Source organism: uncultured Tenacibaculum sp., assembly GCF_947498805.1.
GTDB lineage: Bacteria > Bacteroidota > Bacteroidia > Flavobacteriales > Flavobacteriaceae > Polaribacter.
In genome coordinates, this window is sequence record NZ_CANMLT010000006.1 from 1 (window position 1) to 21,455 (window position 21,455).

Sequence of the window (21,455 nt, forward strand, 5' to 3'; positions counted from 1 at the left end):
AGTTATCAGTTATCAGTTATCAGTTATCAGTTATCAGTTATCAGTTATCAGTTATCAGTTATCAGTTATCAGTTATCAGTTATCTAAATGTATTCTTAAAAAAGAGTTTATTAAAGTAATTATTCTTAATTGTTCTTGATTCTCGTTGTTCTTAATATTGAAAATAGAATCTTTCCTATCTCATCGGCCTTATCAAACAAATTTTTAAAACTGATAATATCTAAATCACCGCTGTCTTTTAATAGTGATAACCAATATTTGGTTTCTAAACACTCTTTATATGCAATTGACATTTTTGACGAAAAATCTGCTTTTGAAATTGCTCCATTTGCCTCAACTATATTTGCTCCAACCGATGTTCCGCTTCTTAATAATTGTTTTGATAATATAAATTCTTTTTTATCACTCATTAATCTCCTACTCAACTTTACTATTAACAAAGCAAAATCATAAGACTTATTTTGTAATGGATTATTCTCTAATTTCATAGCTATTATTCTTTATTTCTTTTACATTTTTATCATTGTCAACTGATTACTGATAATTATTCATTGAAAAAATCAATTATTGATTTTTTTAGGATTCTGTTTTACAAAGGCCGCCCAACCAGTGTAGTTCTTTCCTCCTACTTTGGTTCCTGAATTATAATAATGACAAACCGCTGCCGCTAAACCATCAGTTGCATCTAAATTCTTCGGAAGTTCTTTTAGATTCAATAAAGATTTTAGCATTAAAGCTACTTGCTCTTTGCTAGAAGTTCCTTTTCCTGTAATCGCCATTTTTATTTTCTTAGGCGCGTATTCCGTAACTGGAATTTGTCTCGACAATCCTGCTGCCATGGCTACTCCTTGCGCACGACCCAATTTTAACATCGATTGTACATTTTTTCCATAAAACGGCGCTTCTAAAGCAATTTCATCTGGATTATACGTATCAATCAATTCAATGGTTCTTTCAAAAATGATTTTTAGCTTTAAATAATGATCATCGTATTTTTTTAGAAGTAGCTCATTCATTTGAACAAATTCCATTTTTTTTCCAATGATCTTAATAATTCCAAACCCCATAATAGCGGTTCCTGGGTCAATACCTAATATGATTTTTTCTGTCTTCAAATTTTCGTACTTTGTACAAACACAAAACTAATCATTTAAATTGTTTATGGGCGTTTTTGGTTTACGAACATCTAATCCGGCTTTTAACCGATACTTCTGGAAAAAATCGAGGTACTACTCAAAAATCAAAATGTCGATTGGAGGTATTTTACTAAAATCTCTTTGTATGCTCAGTTTGGTTGCTTTAACTGCAAGTTATACTTGGCATTTATTTTTTAGTGGTGTAAATACCAAATGGTATACGGCTATTGGTGGATTTATAGCCATTACTTGTAGCCTGTTTATCTCCTTTAAACACAGTGCTGCTAAATATGTATTACCCATATATGCTTTGGCCAAAGGCTTTTTCTTAGGAGGCATTAGTGCTATTGCTCATCAACGTTTTCCAAATCTACCCTTTCAAGCTATTGGAGTAACCATTATTACTTTTTTTGTTATGCTTAGCTTATATAAATGGCGAGTAATTAAAGTTACCAAAGAATTTAGAGCCATTATTATTACAGCAACCATAAGTATTTTTATGTTTTATTTTATTGGGTGGATTTTATGGTTCTTAAAAATCGAGGTTCCGTATTTATGGGGTACTTCTTGGTTTGCCATTGCTTTTAATGTGATTGCAGCTTTGGTTGCTTCGTTTAGCTTACTATTAGATTTTTATTATATCGACAAACAAGTTGGTCGTTACCCTAAAGAACGTGAATGGCTAGCGACTTGGGGGTTATTAATTACCTTAATTTGGTTGTATGTAGAAGTGTTGCGTTTATTAAAGAAATTAGCCATTCGTTTTTAGGTTTATTTTTTCTTGTTATATTTAAGACCAATTTAAAATTATAAGTTATGAAAAAATTAGAAAACACATTAGACAAACTTGCTAAAAAATCTCTTACGAAATCGCAACTTCTTAAAATAAATGGAGGAGATAAATGTGCAGAAACCACGTCAAGAGGCACTGAAAATATTATCGAAGGATGCCCGGACAATTCAGGAGGAGGAGTTGAAGGACCGGGTGTAAAAACTTCCAGAGGCACTGAAGTAGTTATTGATTAATAGAAAAAATAAAAACACTCTAAAATATTTTAGAGTGTTTTTATTTTAATCTTATTCCACAAATACCTGCTCTTGTTCCATTTATTTTCATTCTTATTCATAAATTAATACCTAGCTGTTTTTTATTTACTACTTTTCGGTTGTCTAATCATTCAAAAAACAGTAATACTATGAGTACACTAAAAAAAATTGACGGGATTACAGTAACAAAAGGAGCTACAAAAGCAGCCCCTGAAGATTTTCCAGATAATAATTATTTAATTCCTCCCAAGAATGTTGTTTTCATCTATGATAGTCATGACACTTTAAGCGTATCTATTGATGTTGAAATTGATTCTAATTCAACTACTCCACCTACTTTAAATACTATTAATAATGAATTTAAATATATTCAATATTTTGTTGAATATGATTATCCGTATGAAAAACCTAAAAATGTAACTACTTGGACCCTGACAGGACAATTTAGTACCTTTCCTTCTCCATCTCCTATAGCTACTAATACTGTAGAAGTATTTACAAGAGATGAAAATAATGACATTATTGGTGATACAGATGATCCAAAAACTTCAAGAGGAACTAAAGTAGCAGTTAAATCTGGAACTGGAGAAATTTAGTTCTACAATTTAAAAAAACGCTTAACTTAAAGTTTAAGCGTTTTTTTTTAATTTGCAATCTAATCACTGATTGTAAATTATGAAATCTTTTCCTCTGTTCTTTTTAGCCTTTTTCATTTTACATAACTTATTCTCTCAAACTAAATCAAAGGATGATTTATTAAAAATTGAGATTCAAAAAAAAATATCTCCTTTTTTAAAAAACTCTAACCTTTTAAAAGCTTCTAAATTCTATTTTGAGAAAAACTGGGATTCAACAATTGTATATACAGATAAAGTTTTAAATTTATCAAAAGGCAATTCTCATTTAAACAATTACACACATTTTTTTAGAGGACATAGTTTTAAAAATAAAAAGTTAAACAACGAGGCGGAAATTCAATTCAAACAAATCTCTAAAGACTTTGAATTCTACTATATTGTAAAAATGTACTTAGGAGAATTAGCTCTAATAAATAAAGACTACGAAAAAGCAATTTCAATTCTAAAGGAACTCACTAAACTATCTAATGAGAAATACTCTTATATTAAAAGAAAAAATATTCTTAATAACATAGGAATCTCCTATTTATTACTTAAAAACTTCAAAGATGCCGAAATCTATTTTAAAGAGAGTATTAAAAATGAAAAAGACACCATTGAATTAATCGGTAATTATATAAATATTGCTAATCTATATTACGAACGTTATATAGATAATATTGCCATCAAACACTTTAACAGAGCTTATAATTTATCTAAAGCAGTTAAACTATTAAGCAATGTATCAAACACGTATGATTATCAGAAAAATAAAGATATTTTAACCGAAAAAGAAAGGACTGCTTTTAATATGTCAGTAGTAGAAGAAAATCGCAAAGACTTTGAAAAAGCTTTGATGTATATGAAAGAAGCTCAACAATGGAAAGACTCTTTAAACGACCAAAATAAAATTTATGCTGTTGCTCAAAAAGAAAAAGAATTTGCGGTACAACAAAAACAAAACGAGGTTGATATTTTACAGGTACAAAATGAATTGAAAGAAACCCAACGAAATATCTTTTTATATTCTGCTCTTGGATTGTTCATTCTATTGGGTATTGCAGTTTATTTTTATAGAGAAAAGGTAAAATCAAACAAAATTATCGCTTCTCAAAAAGAAACTTTAGATGAACTCAACACAACCAAAGACAAACTTTTTTCTATTGTAAGTCATGATTTACGTTCTTCTGTAAATGCTTTAAAATCGAGTAACAAAGTACTTATTGATAATTTAGAGTCTAAAAACCTAACTGCCCTAGAAAACTTACTTCAAAAAAATAGTAGTATTGTAAATGGTGCCTATGGTTTGTTAGATAATCTTTTAAACTGGGCTTTACTACAAACCGAACAACAGTATTTTTATATAGATAAACATCGTTTGTTTATTATCGCAGAGCATGTGTCTTATAACTATCAGCCTTTACTATTAGAAAAAGAGTTGTCTTTTGAAAATACGGTTTCTAAAAAAGAGGTCATCTACGCCGATCAAGAGTCTCTTAAAATTGTATTGAGAAATTTGTTAGACAACGCCATTAAATTTTCTAAACCCAACGGGAGTATTAAAATATATTCTAGAAACTCTTCTGAAGATTATTGCGATTTGGTTATTGAAGATACCGGATTAGGAATGAGCGAAGAAACCCGTTTAAAATTATTAGAAGATTCTGTTCTTTTAAATAAAAAGGAACATGAAGATGTGATTGGAACTGGTTTAGGATTGCAATTATGTAAATCGATGATTAAAAAGAATCACGGAAAATTTGATATTGAGAGTGAATTAGGAAAAGGTACCAAAATGATTGTATCTTTACCTAAAACACCTCTTAATGGATAATGTAAATATTTTAATCATTGAGGACACTCCTCAAGAAAGCGATCGATTAGTTAAAGTACTTGCAGACAATAACTATACGGTATCTGGGATTGCCCGTAATTTTAAAGATGCTTTGGCTTTATTTTATAAAGTAAAAGTAGATATTGTGATTATTGATATCTTCCTAGACGGAGTACCCGACGGAATTACCTTTGCAGAAACCATTAATACCGTACCAGAAGCTTCGAAACCTTTTGTGTTTTTAACTAGTAGTACCGATCGTAAAATATTTGAACGCGCCAAGCTTACCCAACCTTTTAGCTTTTTAATGAAGCCTTTTAATGAGTTAGAGGTTTTGTATGCCATAGAAATGGCTGTGGAGAAGTTTTACGAGCAAGAAGATGTATTTATTACGGATGAAGAGGATACTGTTATTAGCAACGATTACCTATTTATTAAAAAAGGAAAATCCTTAAAAAAAGTACTACTTTCTGACATTATTTATATTGAGGTAGAAGAAAAGTATTGCAATATTATTACCTCTAATGAGAAGTTTGTTATTTTAATTTCTTTGAAAAAGATTTTGCAGTTGTTGGACAATACCAAATTCTCTAGAACTCACAGAAACTTCATTGTAAACATTGAAAAGATTACCGAGATTGTTCCTACCGATAATTTAATTGTACTACAAGAAAACCATACGGTAACCCTTAGCGAACGTTATAAAGATATCATCAAACGATTCCGTACTTTAAAGTAATACGTACGTCATTGCGAGGAGGCACGACGAAGCAATCTGCTCTTTGACTACTAAAAACAAACTCTGAACGCATATCTAAAAGATTACCTCACTCCTCCTTGTTGCATTCGTAATGACCTTATCTGTAAGTTCGAGTGGTTTTCCTGAATGCAACGAAGAAAAATTATATCGAGAACCATTCTTACTTTCTTTCTTCTCGATACTAAATTATATTCCGCCCCGCTTCCTATAATTTCACTCGGAGTGACATTGAAAACTAACTTGTCTTTGAAAAGATTACCGCACTCCACTTTGTTCCGTTCGTAATGACTCAGCACCGTCATAGCGAGGAGGTACGACGAAGCAATCTGCCTCTTGACTACTAAAAACAAACCCTAAACTCCTATTCAAAAGATTACTTCACTCTGCTTTGTTTCATTCGTAATGACCTTATCTGTCAGTTCGAGTGATTTTTCTGAATACAGTGAAGGAAAAATTGTATCGAGAACCTTTTCTACTAAATCTCTTATCGATACTAAATTACAATGCGCCCCGCTTCCTATAATTTCACTCGGAGTGACATTGAAAACTAACTTGTCTTTGAAAAGATTACCGCACTCCACTTTGTTTCGTTCGTAATGACATAGCACCGTCATTGCGAGAAGGCACGACGAAGCAATCTGTCTTTTGGCTACTAAAAACAAACCCTGAACGCATATCTAAAAGATTACTTCACCCCACTTGGTTTTGTTCGTAATGACGCTGTATTCTCATTATATATTAAATTCTCACAACTAATAACTAAACTACCATATTCCAACAATTCCCTTTTTTATGGAAAAGAAATCCGCTCTTATTCCATTTTAAACTTTTCACCTCCCATTCTACTGTAGTTTTACATCAGAAATAACAACCAATTATTATTTCTTTTAAAACACTATTAACCAACCTAAACCTTAGAAATTATGTCAAATTCTATCAACATTACAAAGTGCGATAATCAATTAATTTTAGTTGCAGTAAACAACGACAACACAAACGAAACTGTTGAAATCTGTAACATCGTAAGTGGAAACAACAATACTGTAAACGTTACCATTGAAATCGAAGAAGGAACTTCTGCTGAAACAGTTAGATTAAATGGTCTTCAACAAGATTTATCAGGAACACATAAAATCCAAGTTCCAAAAGGAAACTACTCTTTAGTTTACTCAGGAATTAACTGGGGAGGACCATACAACTTCCAATTCAGTGTAAATGGAGGACAGCCTTATCAGTTATTAAACAAAGCGGACAAACCTTTAAATGGAGCAATTTGGTCTTTAGGAAACTTAGATACTATTAAGTTTGACGTAAAAACTCCAGCAACTGTATAATCAATAAAATACTAACCAAACTTTAAAACAAATTTATTATGGCTACAAAAGCAAACACAACAACACAAACGGTTTATTTCAAAGGAACTATGGGAGAAGTCGCAAATCCTTTATCACCATTATTAACGTTCTCTCTTTTAATTCACCCAGAAGAAAATACAGTTGATGGAACAGTAAAACTAACTATAAGCAATGGAGACGAGGAAGTATACTCTGGTCAAGTAACAGGAGTTACTCATGCTACTGGGCTTAATGACGTTGTTAGGTTGATCAGTATTAGAGGAAACTTTCCTCCACAAAACAAACTTAGCACAATAGTACTTCCTTTTGAAGCTCATATGGCTTTAAATTCAGATTGGAAAGGTTCAGGTGGAATCACTTTTAGAGGTAAAAACTATGAAAATCTTCCAATAAACGGAGATACTTTTAACCTATAAACTCAACTAAATCAATAAGCTCTTTGCTTATCACAAAGAGCTTATTTCTCTCAACTAATTTAACTAACCAAACTACTACATACTATGAGCGTTTTAACTATAAAATTTAACAAAGGAGAAGTAACCGAAGAAAACATTTACATCGGTTTTGTTTCTGGAAGTACAGATGATGCGTTTAACATCAGTTATAAAGCTGGAGAATTTGAACCTCTTGAAGTTGATATTAAACCATTAAACACCGAAGCTGGTGATGGAAATTGGTATTCTTACGAAGAACTAAAAGAAGGTGTTCAAGTAACGAACTTTAGTGGAAGAATTTATGTTTGTTACGGACAAGCTTGGACCGTACAAAATGCCTACTATGAACCTGCACAAAACATTACCGATCCTAATTTCTTTTTAAGATACGACAAAATGGAACTTACGTTTAATGGAGCTGCTACTGATGTGGCTGATTTAACAAGTATCGATTATTGGAGTATTCCTATGAAGTTAGAAACTTCATTAGATGGTTTAATTCCTGTACAAACCGATTATGGTTTAGAACCTGGCGTTACTTCAAGCCAAGTGTACAACGCTCTAAATGGGTTAACACAGACTCCAAAGTCTGGATTAGCCAACGCAAAACCTGCTTTAGTCCCAGGAGATTTTACGCAACACTCAAATCAACCAGGATCTGGATTTGCAAGAATTATTGGTCCATCTTCATATCCACCAATTGGCGGAGTACCTATTACACCATATCATTTGTTTGAATCGTATTTAACGTATTTAAACGACAATTTCGGAACATCTCCTAAAGCAGGAGCAGTTAGTATTAACGGTTTAGGAAAAGGTACTATTGCAACTATTGCAGGACATTTTAATGGTGTAGGGCCTAACGTACCAACATCAGGTCCACAAAGCGCTCAAGATTACAACTTAACGGCTTCTATTGATGATAGTTTAGATATTACCTTAAGTGGAACTGTTGGAGGAAGTACTGTAACTATGGTATATAAAAAAGGTGATTTAATTAATCCTGATGGAATCTATGGTGCCAATGCTATGTTCTCTTTAAATGGAGCTGCTAAACAAAGTCCAGCAAATGATGTATACGGATGGATTACTGGCGATTTATTAGCTGGTTTTAATATTGGAGCAATTGGTTCTACAACTTCTATTAGTGGTACGGCAGCAGGTGCTATGAAAAGTAGTGATTGGTTTAGTAAAATACCAAACATAGAACTATTTGGAAATTTACAGAGTAACGATGCCTACTATAATGAGTACGCAGCTACTTTACAAACATTATCGCAAGCATATAACTTTGCATATTCAGATCGTTTCTCTGCGGTGCAGGTTTCTTTAAACCCTGCAAAAGTAAATACACTGGAAGTATCATTTTTTGATGTAGCTACTTTAGCATAACACATACCAAAAAACAATTCAATAATAACTAAAACAGATTCAAAATGTCAAACAATACAGCAACATCACCAATTAAAGGTATTAAAAGAATGGGAGGTCTTGAAATCTCTTACAATATCGATACCACAACTAATATCATTACCACTTCATCAAATTTTGATGGATTAGAATTAGGAAAGGGAACTATGAATCCTGAAAACCCTAAACAAACTTTATGGAAAAATACAGGGATACAACAATTTAGTGGAGAGCTTACTACCAACTACTTCAATTCTTCAATAGAATGTACATTTGAAATTACCGAGTATGGTCAAGTTGTTTATAAAAACAAAGAAACTGTTGTTAAGTGGTAACTATTTATAAACCTAAAATAAAACTAATCTTATGAAAACTTTAGACAAAAAAGAAGTCTCTGTTGATTATGAAGTAATCGTATCGGAGCCAAAAACAACAGAAGAATTTGTTGAATTTTTAAGAAGCCAAGGCTTTAAAGGAAATGTAGGTGTGAATCCTAATTATCCTCAAAAAGTTTGGTTAGGACCTAACCCAAATATTAAATAGGTTACTATATTCTAAGTGAATATGAGTTTATATAGTATGCGCTTCTTTTAGTTAAGAAGCGCATATTTCATATATTAAAACCATTATTTTACTTCAACAGAAGTAAACTGAAATGTACTTCCGTTAAATAATCCTTTGTCTGATAACTTTAATGCTGGTATTACCAATAGTGCCATAAAAGACAAGGTCATATAAGGCGCTCTTAAAGAACTACCCATAGCTTTCGCCATCGCATCCAATTCAGCATATGCCTTTCCTATTTCTTCTGCTGGTTTATCACTCATAATTCCTGCTACAGGTAAAGCAACCACTTTTTCTTCTGTATTAGAAACAGCACAAATTCCACCTTTGTTTTCAATTAACAAGTTTACTGCTTTGCAAATTGCTTCATCTGAAACTCCAACAGCAATGATATTATGAGAATCATGTCCTACAGAACTTGCAATAGCTCCTTCTTTTAATCCGAAGTTTTTTATAAATGCTATAGAAGGCTCTGCATTTTTATAACGGTTTACCACCGTCATTTTTAACACATCGTTTTCAGTATTTGAAACTAGGTTTCCATCTTTAATTAAAGAATCTACTTCAATTTCATTGGTTACCAACTCTCCATCTAAAGCTTCAATTACTCTGATTTTTTCTGATGCTGAATGAAATTCAAAATCACTTACCTCCTTTTTATCTGTATCAAAATTATTTAATACTTCAAAATCTACATGCTTTACAAACGATTTTCCATTCTCAGCAACCAACTCTCCATCGATATAGGTTTTGATTACGTTGAATTTTTCTAAGTCTTCCACTACAATAAAATCAGCCTCGTCTCCTTCTTTTAATAACCCTACATCTAAATTATAATGTTTTACAGGATTTATACAAGCTGCCTGCAATACTTTGAATACATCCATTCCTTTGGCTACCGCTCTTTCACAAAGTTGATTTAAATGGCCTACTAACAAATCATCTGGATGCTTATCATCAGAGCAGAACATCATATTTTCATAGTGTTCTGGAAGTAGATCAATCAATGCTTCAAAATTCTTAGCTGCACTTCCTTCACGAACAATTACCTTCATTCCTTTTTGTAGCTTTTCTAAAGCCTCCTCATAAGTAAAACATTCGTGATCGGTATAAATACCAGCAGCAATATATTTGTCTAAATCTTCTCCTCTAACTCCCGGTGCATGTCCATCTACAGGCTTGTTGTAATGTTTCGCCCAAGCTATCTTTTTTAATACTTCTTCATCTTGATAAATAACTCCAGGGTAATTCATCATCTCTGCCAAATACTTAATATCTGGGTTCTCCATCATTTTTTTGATGTCATCAGAATCAATTACAGCTCCTGCACTTTCAAAAGAAGTTGCTGGTACGCAAGAAGGCGCTCCAAAATTAAATTTTAACGGTACCTTCTTTCCGTTTTCTATCATAAAATCAACTCCTTTTACACCTAATACATTGGCAATTTCATGCGGATCTGAAACTGTAGCTACTGTACCATGTGTTACCGCTATTTTAGCAAATTCTGAAGGTACCAACATAGAACTTTCTATGTGAATATGTGCATCTACGAAACCAGGTAATATATAATTCTCTATAGAATGATCTGTTTCTTTAACAGCCACTATTTTCCCATTGGCTACCTCAACTTCTCCTTTAAAAATTCGTTTGTTTTCTATATCAACTATATTTCCTTGTATTTTCATATGATTCAAAATTAAGACTGCTAAAATAGGTAGTATTTCTGCATAAAAAAAGCATCCAATTGGATGCTTTTTATTTTATCTATTATTTAGCGCTTGGTGGCCCTCCTGCTAAAATCTCTTCGTTTGCATATTCTTCAAACTTCTTAAAGTTTTCTCTAAATGAATCTGCTAACTTATGAGCTGTTTTATAATATTCTTCGTCATTATTCCAAGCTTGACGTTGGCTTAATAATTCTGAAGGTATTCCAGGACATTGTCTTGGTTGTGCTAACCCAAATACAGAGTGAATGTGGTAATTCTCATGAGTAATCTCTTGAGGTAACCCACCAGTTAACGCTGCATTAATCATAGCACGTGTGTACTTTAATTTCATTCTATCTCCTACTCCGTAAGGTCCTGCAAACCATCCTGTGTTTACTAACCATACGTTTACACCAGTTTCTTTCATCTTCTCACTTAACATTTCTGCATAACGAGTTGGGTGTAATGGCATAAATGGTGCTCCAAAACAAGCTGAGAAACTTGGTTGTGGCTCCGTAACTCCTGCCTCAGTACCTGCTACTTTTGCAGTATAACCTGAAATAAAGTGATATGCTGCTTGCCCAGGTGTTAATCTTGAGATCGGAGGTAATACTCCAAATGCATCTGCTGTTAAGAAGAAAATATTCTTTGGATTCTTTCCTATAGATGGTGTTTGAATATTCTCAATATGGTAAATAGGATAACTTACACGTGTATTTTGAGTAATAGATGTATCGTTGAAATCTACTTTCTTCTCTCCATCCATTACAATATTCTCTAAAATTGCTCCTCTCTTGATAGCACCATAAATTTCTGGCTCTTTTTCTTGAGATAAGTCAATTACTTTTGCATAACAACCTCCTTCGAAGTTGAATACTGAATTCTCAGAAGTCCAACCATGCTCGTCATCTCCAATTAAACTACGGTTTGGATCTGTAGATAAAGTAGTTTTTCCTGTTCCTGATAATCCGAAGAAAATAGCAGTATCTCCTTCTTTACCAACATTTGCAGAACAGTGCATTGGTAAAGTATTTTTGAATACTGGTAAGATAAAGTTTAACGCAGAGAAAATTCCTTTTTTGATTTCTCCTGTATATCCAGTACCACCAATTAACGCTACTTTTTTACTAAAGTTTAAGATAGCAAAGTTATGCTGACGTGTTCCATCAACTGCTGGATCAGCCATAAAACCTGGAGCATTAACTACAGTCCATTCTGGAGAAAAATCTTTTAATTCTTCTGCTGTTGGACGTAAAAACATGTTATAAGCAAACATGTTACTCCATGGATATTCGTTTACTACTCTAATGTTTAATTTATAGTCTTCATCTGCACATGCATAACTATCACGTACAAAAACCTCCTTACCAGAAAGGTAAGCAGTTACTTTATCGTATAATTTATCAAATTTGTCTGAATCAAATGGAATGTTGATATCTCCCCACCAAATTTCATCCTTCGTGATATCATCTTTAACGATGAAACGGTCCATGGGAGAACGTCCTGTAAACTCTCCAGTTTTAACAGCTATCGCTCCAAAACTAGATTCTTCTCCTTGTCCTTTTTCAATTGTAATATCATGTAACTCGTCTGAAGTCAATTGATAACGCACGGTAGCATCTGTTATACCAAGATTGTCTATCGAAATCGTTTTCGCATCAAGATTTGTCATCTTAAAATATTTTAGTTGTGTTTTATTTTCGACAAAAATAGTTCTTTTTGTCTAAACTCATTAATCATAGAAAAATTTTATCAACTATTCTTTTTTGATAACTTTTTCGACGAAACGTAAACAAAGTAAAATCCACCCTACAATTAACAAAACTCCTCCTAAAGGTGTTATAAACCAAATACTTTTGGCAGGCACTCCTCCAAGGTAAATAGTATAAATAGAACCTGAAAACAATAGAATACCCCCTATCAAAAATGTACTTATGGTTCTTTTTTGTTTTTCTGAAAAACCTGCAAACATGTTTACAAAAAGCAAGAGTAACACATGAAAAAACTGGTATCTCACCGCTGTTTCAAAACTTTGCATAGCTTCTGGACTTAATTTTGATTTTAATGCATGCGCTCCAAAGGCTCCTAGAATTACTGCGATTACTCCTAAAACGGATGCTATTGTTAAATTTTTATACATTTTATCTATTTTTGTTTAATTTTAAACTTTTTTAGCGATATTGTCGCCTCAAACATTAGATAACAAAAGTACATTATAAATGAGAAAAATATTAATTATAGGTGCAGGTAGATCGAGCTCTTCTCTAATAAAATACTTACTAGATAAGTCGTCAAACGAAAACTTACATATTACTATTGGTGATGTTTCTGTTGAAAACGCACAAGCAAAAATTAACAACCACCCAAATGCAACTGCTGTTCAATTAGATGTTTTTAATGAAGAACAACGTGTTGAAGCTATCCAAAATGCAGATATTGTGATATCAATGTTACCAGCTCGTTTTCATATTGAAGTTGCTAAAGATTGTGTTACCTATGATAAACACATGGTAACTGCTTCTTATATTTCTAAGGAGATGCAAGCTTTAGATGAAGCTGCAAAAGAAAAAGGATTAGTATTTATGAACGAGATTGGTTTAGACCCAGGTATTGATCATATGAGTGCTATGCAAATTATAGATAGAATTCATGATCATGGTGCTAAAATGTTATTATTCGAATCTTTTTGTGGTGGTTTAGTAGCTCCAGAAAGTGATACCAATTTATGGAACTATAAGTTTACTTGGAATCCAAGAAATGTGGTTTTAGCAGGGCAAGGTGGAGCTGCCATGTTTAGACAAGAAAACACATATAAATACATTCCATATCACAAGTTATTTAGAAGAACTGAGTTTTTAGATATTGAAGGACATGGAAAATTTGAAGCGTATGCTAACCGTGATTCTTTATCATATACAAACGTTTATGGTTTAGATGATATTCCAACCATGTATCGTGGAACGATTAGAAAAGTTGGCTTTTCTAGAGCTTGGAACGCTTTTGTTCAATTAGGAATGACAGATGATACTTATACGATTGAAGATTCTGAAAATATGAGCTATCGTGATTTCACCAATCTTTTCTTAGCGTATTCTCCATCTGATTCAGTAGAATTAAAGTTCCGTTCGTATTTAAAAATTGATCAGGATGATATTATGTGGGATAAGTTCTTAGAGTTAGATTTATTTGATCCTACTAAAAGAGTGGAATTAAAGAATGCTACTCCTGCTCAGATTTTACAGAAAATTTTATCTGAAAAGTGGACTTTAGAAGCAGATGATAAAGATATGATTGTAATGCATCATAAATTCGGATACCAGTATAAAGAAGAAAAACGCCAGATAGAAAGTAGTATGGTTATTAAAGGTGATGATCAAACCTATACTGCTATGGCAAAAACCGTTGGTTTACCAGTTGCAATGGCTGCTGTACGTATTTTAAATGGAGAAATTACTACTCCTGGAGTACAATTACCAATTACTAAAGAGGTATACGAACCAATCTTAAAAGAATTAGAAGATTACGGAATTACTTTTGTGGAGAAAAAAGTTCCTTATTTAGGATATAATCCAGAAAGTGTAAAAGGATAGTTTCCCCTAAAAAACTATATTAATTCCTCAAATTTATTAGTAAATTTGGGGAATTATTTTTATCAAAAAAAAGCATTGAAAAAACACACATTGATTATGAAAAAAACAAAAAACTCATTCGTATTTTCTAAAACAAACTTTATTCATTCCTTATTATTGGTATGCATATTTTTAGTACTAAGCAGTTGTTCAAGCAACACTGAAAATGCAAATAGTTCAGGTGGTGGTTCAGTTACTATAAAACCAACAAATATTGTACATGAAGGAAGTATTGTTCTTAAAAATCAACAACAACTTAACGCTTTTGCACAAAAAGGCTATACCAGTGTTAATGGAACCTTAACAATTGGAGAATTCCCTAAGTGTGACATAACTTCATTAGAAGGATTAAAAAGTTTAACCAAAATTAATGGCTGCCTAATTATTATAGGTACGATTGATTTAAACTCTCTTCAAGGATTAAACAATATCACATCGACTGAATGTATATCTATTACAGATGCAAAAAAACTAACAAATATTGACCCATTAAAAAACTTAAAATCAATTATTGATAATGATTTAACCGATGGAGTTTGGATGTCTATAATATCTGGAAACGATAATCTAATTGATATAGATGGGTTAAGTGGTATTGAAAACTATGTAGGCGCATTACAAATATTCAATAACAAAGCCCTACTTAACCTTGATGGATTAAAAAATATAAACTCATTTAATACTTTTAGCGTGGCAATAAGACAAAATGAAAGTCTTAATAACCTTAATGGGCTATCAGCTGTTAATTCTATAGATAATGTTTTAGAAATTTCTGATAACGAAAATTTAAAAAGCCTTGATGGTTTAAATAATTTAAATTCTGTAAAAAGGTTTTGTCATATAACAGGGAATAGTAAATTAAAAAACCTATGTGCAATAAAAGGTTTAGCTAATAATGGAGAAAATTTCACTTTAGATATTCGCAGTAATGGATACAATCCTACTCGACAAGATCTAATTAATGGAGACTGCCTTCAATAATTACTTCCAACAACAATTAAGTTTAAAGTAAATTAAACGATAAACACTCAAAACTATTCACGAAGACAACTATTCTTGCAAGGAAAACTTCCTTATTTTAAGGATGAAATCTTGAAAGAATTAAAAGATAATTTATTTAGAATATTAAAACTATTTTAAATCAATTCCAATTTCAAACTATCAAATTCATATTTTTTTTTATCACAAATGAACAGTTCTAAACTTATAAAAGGTCTTGCACTATATTTTTTCGTAACAATTATAATTTCTTGTTCGAGCAATGAAATATCTCCTAAGATAATGATTGAAAAGATATCACCTCAATCTGCTGGTATTGGAGATGAAATTACCATTCAATTTTCTGGATTACCAAAAAATACTCAAATAGATCATTCTTCAGTAAAGTTTAATGATATTGAAAGTGAAATTACAAACATCTCAAATAATGAAATAAAATGTATAGTCCCGCCTCATGCAAAGGATGGAGAAATTTCGATAAAAGTCAATAATTATTCAACGACTTCTTCTGAAAAATTTTCAGTAAAATTTAAGAAATACCCTCAAATACACTACTTCTCTAAAGGGAGTTTTGCCTATGGAGGGTTTAGTTTACGAAAGTTAAATTATAATAAAGATGAAAACACTTATGACGAACAACTTATTTCTCGTTCTCCAAAGTTTTCAGATCGAATAAAAAAAATAGTCTATAACAAAGAACATAAACAGTTTATAATTTACATAGGGCAATGTCCAGGAGCATATTTTACCTATAATTTAAATACCAAAAGGTGGAATTACTATAATATTTATTCTTCTTGTTCTTCTTCACATGCAAATGGCGTAATAACAATATTTATAGATTCTAATCAAAATAAAACATATTCTTTTATGGATAAAAGTTTTGATAGAAACTTATACCTCTCTGAAATAGATAATGAAGGTAAAGTAATAAACATTAAAAAACTTGGAGAAAATTTATATTCTTCTTACATAGAATCTAATCTCTTTATTCCTTCGAAAAATGCTGTTGTTTATTTTGACACTGAAGATGAAAAGTATTTTTTACACGAAATGAATACTACAACAAATGAATTCACTAAAAAAGAGGTTAAAGTAAATACGGACGAATTTGACTTACTTGCTAATACAAAACTATTTTATTTAAAAAAGAGTAATAGCGTCCTTATTGTAAATTCAGACTCTGACAGTGTATTTCAATTAAACTTAAATAACTATACCGTTAGCAAAATAAACACCTCAGGAGAACACGTAAGTTTTATTCACTCAATAAATATTTCACCAAGTACGGACTATTTAATTATCAATAATATTCGTGGTTATATTATGGATTTAACAAGTTTCAAAATAGAAAAAATAAATAGCTCCATGAACAAAAACGTAGAGGTTAAAAAAGAGGATGATTTTATAATAATAGATTAAACACTTAACTTACATCTTTAAATAAAAATCTTTGGTAAGATTTATATAGGCATCAGTATACTGGTGCCTTTCTTTTTCTATAACCAATTCCTCTTCTTCTACTGAAGTTTCGTTAAAAGTAAAGGCCAATAGACTTCTTTTAATTTCTGTAGTTTCATTTCCACGTACTCGACATACTTTTTTAGGAAATAACCCTTCTTTTTTTGCCAATTCTACAAAGCTAGCTTCCTCTCTAAAAGGAATAATTACCGAAAATACTCCATTTTCAGATAAGATTTTAGAAACCCCATTGATTAAAGATTCAAAAGATAATGACGAGGTAAATCTTGCTTTGTTTCTAGCTTCATCTTCCGATTCAAAATCGTCTGTATAAAACGGTGGATTGGATACAATAACATCGTACTGCTCTTCATCTTCAGCCATTTCTTCAGCAAATTCATCGAAAGAAGCATTATAACAAAATAGTCTATCTCCCCAATCAGATTGCTCAAAGTTTTCTACTGTTTGTTCATAGGCATCCTCATCAATCTCAACAGCATCAATGGTCATGGCATCACTACGTTGTGCTAACATTAATGCAATCACTCCGGTACCAGACCCTATGTCTAGCATCGTATCTGGATATTCTCCTAATGCACACCAAGCTCCTAATAAAACTCCATCAGTTCCAATTTTCATTGCTGTTTTATCCTGATGCACCGCAAACTCTTTGAATTGAAATGGCTTCATTTATAAAATCTTATCTAAAAACTTTTCAGCATTAAAAAACAAGTACAATACAATGATTAAAAGAAGCACCAAAAACAATCCTCTTTTCGGATTGGTTCGCTTTCTATTTCCAAATCTTCTTTCGAACTTCATTTCTATATTATTTTACGCTTCGAAGATAGATATTCTATTCTGAACAGAATTAAAAAAGTAAGGTTTTCGTTATTCATACGCCTAAACCATCAAACAACATTTATGAATAGATTTCTTCTTTTAGCTTTACTTATCAATTTCTCTTTATCTGCCCAAACCACTACTAATAAAGCCGAAAAACCTTTTTTAGTTTTTCAATTGTTTACCTCTCAAGGATGTAGTAGCTGTCCTCCTGCAGATGCTTTACTAGAGAAAGTTAAAAAAGAAAATCTTAATAAAAACGTGGTTGTTTTATCGTATCATGTAGACTACTGGAATTACATTGGTTGGAATGATCCCTTTAGTTCTAGAGCATTTACCAAAGTGCAATATGCCTATGGGAAGAAGTTTAAAAGAAACCGTGTGTATACACCTCAATTGGTTGTAAATGGAAGAGATCATTTTGTAGGATCTAATCAAACAAGAGTTAAAAAAATATTAAACAAATATGCTTCTAGTATTTCTGAAAACACCATTACCCTAGATCAAATTAAGAAACAAAATAACTTCCTCTCAGCAGCTTATTCAATCAATGGTACTCTTGACGACAAAAATATTGTGATCGCTCTCGTGCTAGAACGTAAATCTACCTTTGTTAAAAAAGGAGAGAATAGAAACAAAGAAATTACCAATAGTAATATTGTTTTAAACCAACTAGCACTACCACTTTCTTCTTCTAAGGGAAAGATTAAGATTGAAATTCCTGAAAGTTATACGGATGAAAGTAATTTAAGACTGATTGCTTTTATACAGAAAAATAATCTAGAAATTACGGGTACCACACAGCACCAGCTCTAATTAGTATGGTATTAGATTCTATTAAATAGAGGGTTTAGTAGCACGGAGCATTTCACGTTTCCCTGGAGGACCAGGCAATCTTTCTACTGAAAAACCAACTGCTTGCATAGCTCTTCGCACGCTACCTTTAGCAGCATAGGTTACTAAAATTCCATTAGGAAGTAATGCGTCATACATTTTTTTGAAGATTTCTTCTGTCCAAAGCTCTGGTTGCACTCTTGCTCCGAAAGCATCGAAATAGACTAAATCAAAAGTATCTTTATCTTCAATATCTTTAAAAAACTGTTCTCTTTTAGTTAAGTTAAAGTCTGCAGTAATCTGGTGTTTCTCCTCCCATGATACAGCATGTATCTTATCAAAGATATTTTGTTGATTTTCTGCTTTTAATTCTGCTACATAGTTCAATTTATCAACTTCTTCTTCGGCAACAGGGTAGGCTTCAATACCTACATAATCAATCTTTTTTTGAGTCTCTAAAAAAGTAATAAAACAATTCAACCCAGTTCCAAAACCAATTTCTAAAATTGCTACCTCATCTTTCTCTACTATTTCTAATCCGCTTTTTATAAACACATGATATGCTTCTTGAATAGCGCCATGTTTAGAATGGTATTGTTCATTCCAATCTGGTAAATGAATGGTAGTTGAACCATCAGATGTTATAATAATTTCTCTTTTCAAATTATTTAATTAATAATTTTTCGATTCTAGGTATGGGTCCTTTACATTTTACTTGGTGGCATGCCAGACAAGATGCTACAGCATTATTAAACTGTTCTTTTCTCTCTTCCTTAGATACTTCAAAAAGAGCTCTATGCTCTCGTTCAAAATATTTTGCAAAGGCAAGAAAATTCTCATCAAAATCTGTACTATCTGTAAGTTTTGCAGTGTGTATTTTAATATACTCTTTATTAAAATCACCAATCTCTTCTCCTTCAATAATTTTTGTTCGAACTTCTTTGTTCTTAGCAAGCATATTTCTCATTAGCTCCGCCATTTCAGATGTTTTGTACATCTGAAAATTAGACGGAACTTCTTTTACTATCTTTATTCTTTGAGTTTCTTTTTTCGTTTGACAGCTTACTATCAATCCTAAAAAAAGAGCAATCAAAATCTTACTCTTCATCTGCTTTTGCCTCTAACAATACTCCATCTGCTAAGAAAGAATACGTTACTTTAGGTTCAACTATTTTAGCTATTTCTTCTTCTGATTTCCCAGCATCTTTAGCATAGTGTTGTAATTCTTCTACAGATACTTCGCTCTTAAACGCTTTTCCATTTAAAATCACTTTGCTTTCAGCAGAATTAAAAGGCATAAAAAATGCATAATCTTTAAACTTCACAAATGATGTTTTTTCATTATCTAAAGGTACCTTAATCCAACATCCTTTTTTCTGACAAACTTCTGCAATATTACTAGCAAATTTTACATTTAAAGTATCTCCAACATTCATGCTTTCAAACTTCTTTGCCATCTCATCTTTAGTGATAGCATTATCAGCTGAAATTTCCTTTCCAAAAGAAACATATGCTTCTGTTTTTACTTCTTCCTTCTTTTCTTTCTCTTCATTCTTTTCAACTTTGCATGCTGTAAGTAAAAACATTAAAGACAGACTATAAAACAGTATTTTTTTCATTATCAATAATTTAGTTAAATCAATACAACAAAGATAGCTAATATTAAAATAGCTTTCACTAATAAACCGCTAATTATCAATGTACTTTTTGTACCTTCGTAGCGCTTCTTAAATGCAATTTTTATGAACATTAACACACAACTAATAGAACAATCTAAAATCGACACTGTTGATTTTAATAATTTAAACTTCGGAAGAGTTTTTACAGACCATATGTTGGTTTGTGACTTTAAAGATGGAGTCTGGCAAACACCAACGATATCGCCATATGCTCCTATAAGTTTTGAACCTTCTGCAAGAGTATTTCATTACGGTCAGGCTGTATTCGAAGGAATGAAAGCTTTTAAAGATGATAATGATGATGTTTTCTTATTTAGACCAGACGAAAACTTTGAAAGATTAAATAAATCTGCAGAACGTTTAGCGATGCCTCCTGTTCCAGAAAATGTATTCATGGAAGGGTTAAAACAGTTATTGAAAATAGATAATGATTGGATTAAAAAAGGCCTCGGAAACTCTTTATACTTAAGACCATTTATTATTGCTACTGAAGGTGCTATTGCAGCATCACCAGCTGAAGAGTATAAATTTATCGTTATCTGTTCTCCTGCACAGTCATATTATGCTGGAGATGTAAGAGTGATTATTTCAGAAAAATATAGTAGAGCTGCCGATGGTGGTGTTGGTTATGCAAAAGCTGCAGGAAATTATGCTGCTCAATTTTACCCAACAAGCTTGGCTCATAAAGAAGGGTACCAACAAATTATATGGACAGATGCTAATACACACGAGTACTTAGAAGAGGCTGGTACTATGAACATCTTTTTTAGAGTAGGTGATAAATTAATTACTGCTCCTAATAATGATCGTATTTTAGATGGTATTACCAGAAAATCTATTATTCAAATCGCTAAAGACAACAATATTGATGTTGAAGTAAGACGTGTTTCTGTTAGCGAAATCAAAGAAGCTGCAAAAGCTGGAGAATTAAAAGAGATTTTTGGTTCTGGTACGGCTGCTGTTATCAATCCTATTAAAGGTTTTAAGCATAATGATTTCAAATTTGAATTACCTGTTTTAGAAAATTCTTATGCTTCAAGTTTTAAAGAAAAACTGTTAAATATTCAGTACAATAAAAGCGAAGATAATTACGGGTGGCGTGTGAAAATTTAGTTTTTTTGTTAAAAAACACTATATTAGTAGTAAG

At 31.9% G+C, this 21,455-nt stretch carries 25 protein-coding genes; 15 read left to right on the forward strand and 10 right to left on the reverse strand.

From position 1 onward, the window contains the following. Nucleotides 1–125: 125 nt before the first annotated feature. Both Q0873_RS12705 and ruvC read right to left on the reverse strand, forming a co-directional pair. Nucleotides 126–488 (reverse strand): four helix bundle protein, encoded by a 363-nt coding sequence (locus tag Q0873_RS12705; protein WP_299107848.1) that lies wholly within the window; start codon nt 486–488, stop codon nt 126–128. Between the two features lie 72 nt (nt 489–560). Beyond that, nucleotides 561–1,115 carry a crossover junction endodeoxyribonuclease RuvC gene (ruvC, locus tag Q0873_RS12710; RefSeq protein ID WP_299107850.1) on the reverse strand — a complete coding sequence of 185 codons (555 nt, stop codon included), beginning with the start codon at nt 1,113–1,115 and terminating at the stop codon, nt 561–563. Between the two features lie 46 nt (nt 1,116–1,161). Here ruvC and Q0873_RS12715 point away from each other — a divergent pair, with 46 nt between their 5' ends. The 10 genes from Q0873_RS12715 (at nt 1,162) to Q0873_RS12760 (ending at nt 9,136) form a co-directional block, all read left to right on the forward strand. Continuing rightward, nucleotides 1,162–1,905 (forward strand): Bax inhibitor-1/YccA family protein, encoded by a 744-nt coding sequence (locus Q0873_RS12715; protein WP_299107852.1) that lies wholly within the window; start codon nt 1,162–1,164, stop codon nt 1,903–1,905. Nucleotides 1,906–1,952: 47 nt separating this feature from the next. Next, complete coding sequence (locus Q0873_RS12720) at nt 1,953–2,162, forward strand: hypothetical protein (protein ID WP_299107854.1); 210 nt, start codon at nt 1,953–1,955, stop codon at nt 2,160–2,162. A gap of 170 nt (nt 2,163–2,332) precedes the next feature. Continuing rightward, complete coding sequence (locus Q0873_RS12725) at nt 2,333–2,779, forward strand: hypothetical protein (protein WP_299107856.1); 447 nt, start codon at nt 2,333–2,335, stop codon at nt 2,777–2,779. A 79-nt stretch (nt 2,780–2,858) separates the two neighbouring features. Beyond that, the gene (locus Q0873_RS12730) at nt 2,859–4,634 is read left to right on the forward strand and encodes a tetratricopeptide repeat-containing sensor histidine kinase (protein ID WP_299107858.1); all 1,776 of its coding nucleotides are present in this window, start codon (nt 2,859–2,861) and stop codon (nt 4,632–4,634) included. Continuing rightward, complete coding sequence (locus Q0873_RS12735; protein WP_299107861.1) at nt 4,627–5,373, forward strand: response regulator transcription factor; 747 nt, start codon at nt 4,627–4,629, stop codon at nt 5,371–5,373. Before Q0873_RS12730 ends, Q0873_RS12735 begins: the two co-directional genes overlap by 8 nt. Before the next feature lie 944 nt (nt 5,374–6,317). Further along, complete coding sequence (locus Q0873_RS12740; RefSeq protein ID WP_299107864.1) at nt 6,318–6,728, forward strand: hypothetical protein; 411 nt, start codon at nt 6,318–6,320, stop codon at nt 6,726–6,728. A 38-nt stretch (nt 6,729–6,766) separates the two neighbouring features. Further along, nucleotides 6,767–7,165, forward strand: a complete 399-nt coding sequence (locus Q0873_RS12745; protein WP_299107867.1) for a DUF1842 domain-containing protein — start codon at nt 6,767–6,769, stop codon at nt 7,163–7,165. An 84-nt stretch (nt 7,166–7,249) separates the two neighbouring features. Beyond that, nucleotides 7,250–8,575: a beta-1,3-glucanase family protein gene (locus Q0873_RS12750; protein WP_299107870.1), complete on the forward strand. Its 1,326-nt coding sequence runs from the start codon at nt 7,250–7,252 to the stop codon at nt 8,573–8,575. A 44-nt stretch (nt 8,576–8,619) separates the two neighbouring features. Beyond that, the gene (locus Q0873_RS12755; RefSeq protein WP_299107873.1) at nt 8,620–8,928 is read left to right on the forward strand and encodes a hypothetical protein; all 309 of its coding nucleotides are present in this window, start codon (nt 8,620–8,622) and stop codon (nt 8,926–8,928) included. Between the two features lie 31 nt (nt 8,929–8,959). Beyond that, nucleotides 8,960–9,136, forward strand: a complete 177-nt coding sequence (locus Q0873_RS12760; protein ID WP_299107876.1) for a hypothetical protein — start codon at nt 8,960–8,962, stop codon at nt 9,134–9,136. Nucleotides 9,137–9,219: 83 nt separating this feature from the next. Here the strand turns inward: Q0873_RS12760 and ade are convergent, their stop codons facing one another. The 3 genes from ade to Q0873_RS12775 all read right to left on the reverse strand — a co-directional run bounded on the left by ade (nt 9,220) and on the right by Q0873_RS12775 (nt 13,003). After that, complete coding sequence (gene ade, locus Q0873_RS12765) at nt 9,220–10,842, reverse strand: adenine deaminase (protein ID WP_299107879.1); 1,623 nt, start codon at nt 10,840–10,842, stop codon at nt 9,220–9,222. An 82-nt stretch (nt 10,843–10,924) separates the two neighbouring features. Continuing rightward, nucleotides 10,925–12,535, reverse strand: coding sequence for a phosphoenolpyruvate carboxykinase (ATP) (pckA, locus tag Q0873_RS12770; RefSeq protein ID WP_299107882.1), 1,611 nt, complete (start codon nt 12,533–12,535; stop codon nt 10,925–10,927). Nucleotides 12,536–12,619: 84 nt separating this feature from the next. Then, a complete protein-coding gene (locus tag Q0873_RS12775) occupies nt 12,620–13,003 on the reverse strand; it encodes a DUF423 domain-containing protein (RefSeq protein ID WP_299107885.1) in 384 nt (127 codons plus the stop codon). A gap of 79 nt (nt 13,004–13,082) precedes the next feature. Between Q0873_RS12775 and Q0873_RS12780 the strand changes: the two genes are divergently transcribed. The 3 genes from Q0873_RS12780 to Q0873_RS12790 all read left to right on the forward strand — a co-directional run bounded on the left by Q0873_RS12780 (nt 13,083) and on the right by Q0873_RS12790 (nt 16,913). Next, nucleotides 13,083–14,453, forward strand: coding sequence for a saccharopine dehydrogenase C-terminal domain-containing protein (locus Q0873_RS12780; protein WP_299107888.1), 1,371 nt, complete (start codon nt 13,083–13,085; stop codon nt 14,451–14,453). Nucleotides 14,454–14,549: 96 nt separating this feature from the next. Further along, entirely contained in the window at nt 14,550–15,473 is a 924-nt protein-coding gene (locus Q0873_RS12785; RefSeq protein WP_299107890.1) for a hypothetical protein, read from the forward strand. A gap of 300 nt (nt 15,474–15,773) precedes the next feature. Further along, nucleotides 15,774–16,913: an IPT/TIG domain-containing protein gene (locus Q0873_RS12790; RefSeq protein WP_299107892.1), complete on the forward strand. Its 1,140-nt coding sequence runs from the start codon at nt 15,774–15,776 to the stop codon at nt 16,911–16,913. A 9-nt stretch (nt 16,914–16,922) separates the two neighbouring features. Here the strand turns inward: Q0873_RS12790 and Q0873_RS12795 are convergent, their stop codons facing one another. Both Q0873_RS12795 and Q0873_RS12800 read right to left on the reverse strand, forming a co-directional pair. Beyond that, on the reverse strand, nt 16,923–17,642 hold the full coding sequence (locus tag Q0873_RS12795; RefSeq protein ID WP_299107894.1) for a methyltransferase: 720 nt from the start codon (nt 17,640–17,642) through the stop codon (nt 16,923–16,925). Next, nucleotides 17,643–17,774, reverse strand: a complete 132-nt coding sequence (locus tag Q0873_RS12800; RefSeq protein WP_299107897.1) for a hypothetical protein — start codon at nt 17,772–17,774, stop codon at nt 17,643–17,645. A 102-nt stretch (nt 17,775–17,876) separates the two neighbouring features. Here Q0873_RS12800 and Q0873_RS12805 point away from each other — a divergent pair, with 102 nt between their 5' ends. Beyond that, entirely contained in the window at nt 17,877–18,611 is a 735-nt protein-coding gene (locus tag Q0873_RS12805) for a DUF1223 domain-containing protein (protein WP_299107900.1), read from the forward strand. Nucleotides 18,612–18,632: 21 nt separating this feature from the next. On the opposite strand, the gene mnmD is transcribed toward Q0873_RS12805, so the two are convergent. From mnmD to Q0873_RS12820, 3 genes are read right to left on the reverse strand one after another with little or no spacing between them, the layout of a single operon-like run. Continuing rightward, the gene (mnmD, locus tag Q0873_RS12810) at nt 18,633–19,292 is read right to left on the reverse strand and encodes a tRNA (5-methylaminomethyl-2-thiouridine)(34)-methyltransferase MnmD (protein ID WP_299107902.1); all 660 of its coding nucleotides are present in this window, start codon (nt 19,290–19,292) and stop codon (nt 18,633–18,635) included. Nucleotide 19,293: 1 nt separating this feature from the next. Further along, on the reverse strand, nt 19,294–19,737 hold the full coding sequence (locus tag Q0873_RS12815) for a hypothetical protein (protein WP_299107904.1): 444 nt from the start codon (nt 19,735–19,737) through the stop codon (nt 19,294–19,296). Continuing rightward, a complete protein-coding gene (locus Q0873_RS12820; protein ID WP_299107905.1) occupies nt 19,727–20,248 on the reverse strand; it encodes a DUF4920 domain-containing protein in 522 nt (173 codons plus the stop codon). The genes Q0873_RS12815 and Q0873_RS12820 overlap by 11 nt, the downstream gene beginning before the upstream one ends. A 123-nt stretch (nt 20,249–20,371) precedes the next feature. On the opposite strand from Q0873_RS12820, the gene Q0873_RS12825 reads away from it, so the two are divergent. Further along, entirely contained in the window at nt 20,372–21,421 is a 1,050-nt protein-coding gene (locus tag Q0873_RS12825) for a branched-chain amino acid aminotransferase (protein ID WP_299107906.1), read from the forward strand. The last annotated feature ends 34 nt before the right edge of the window (nt 21,422–21,455 follow it).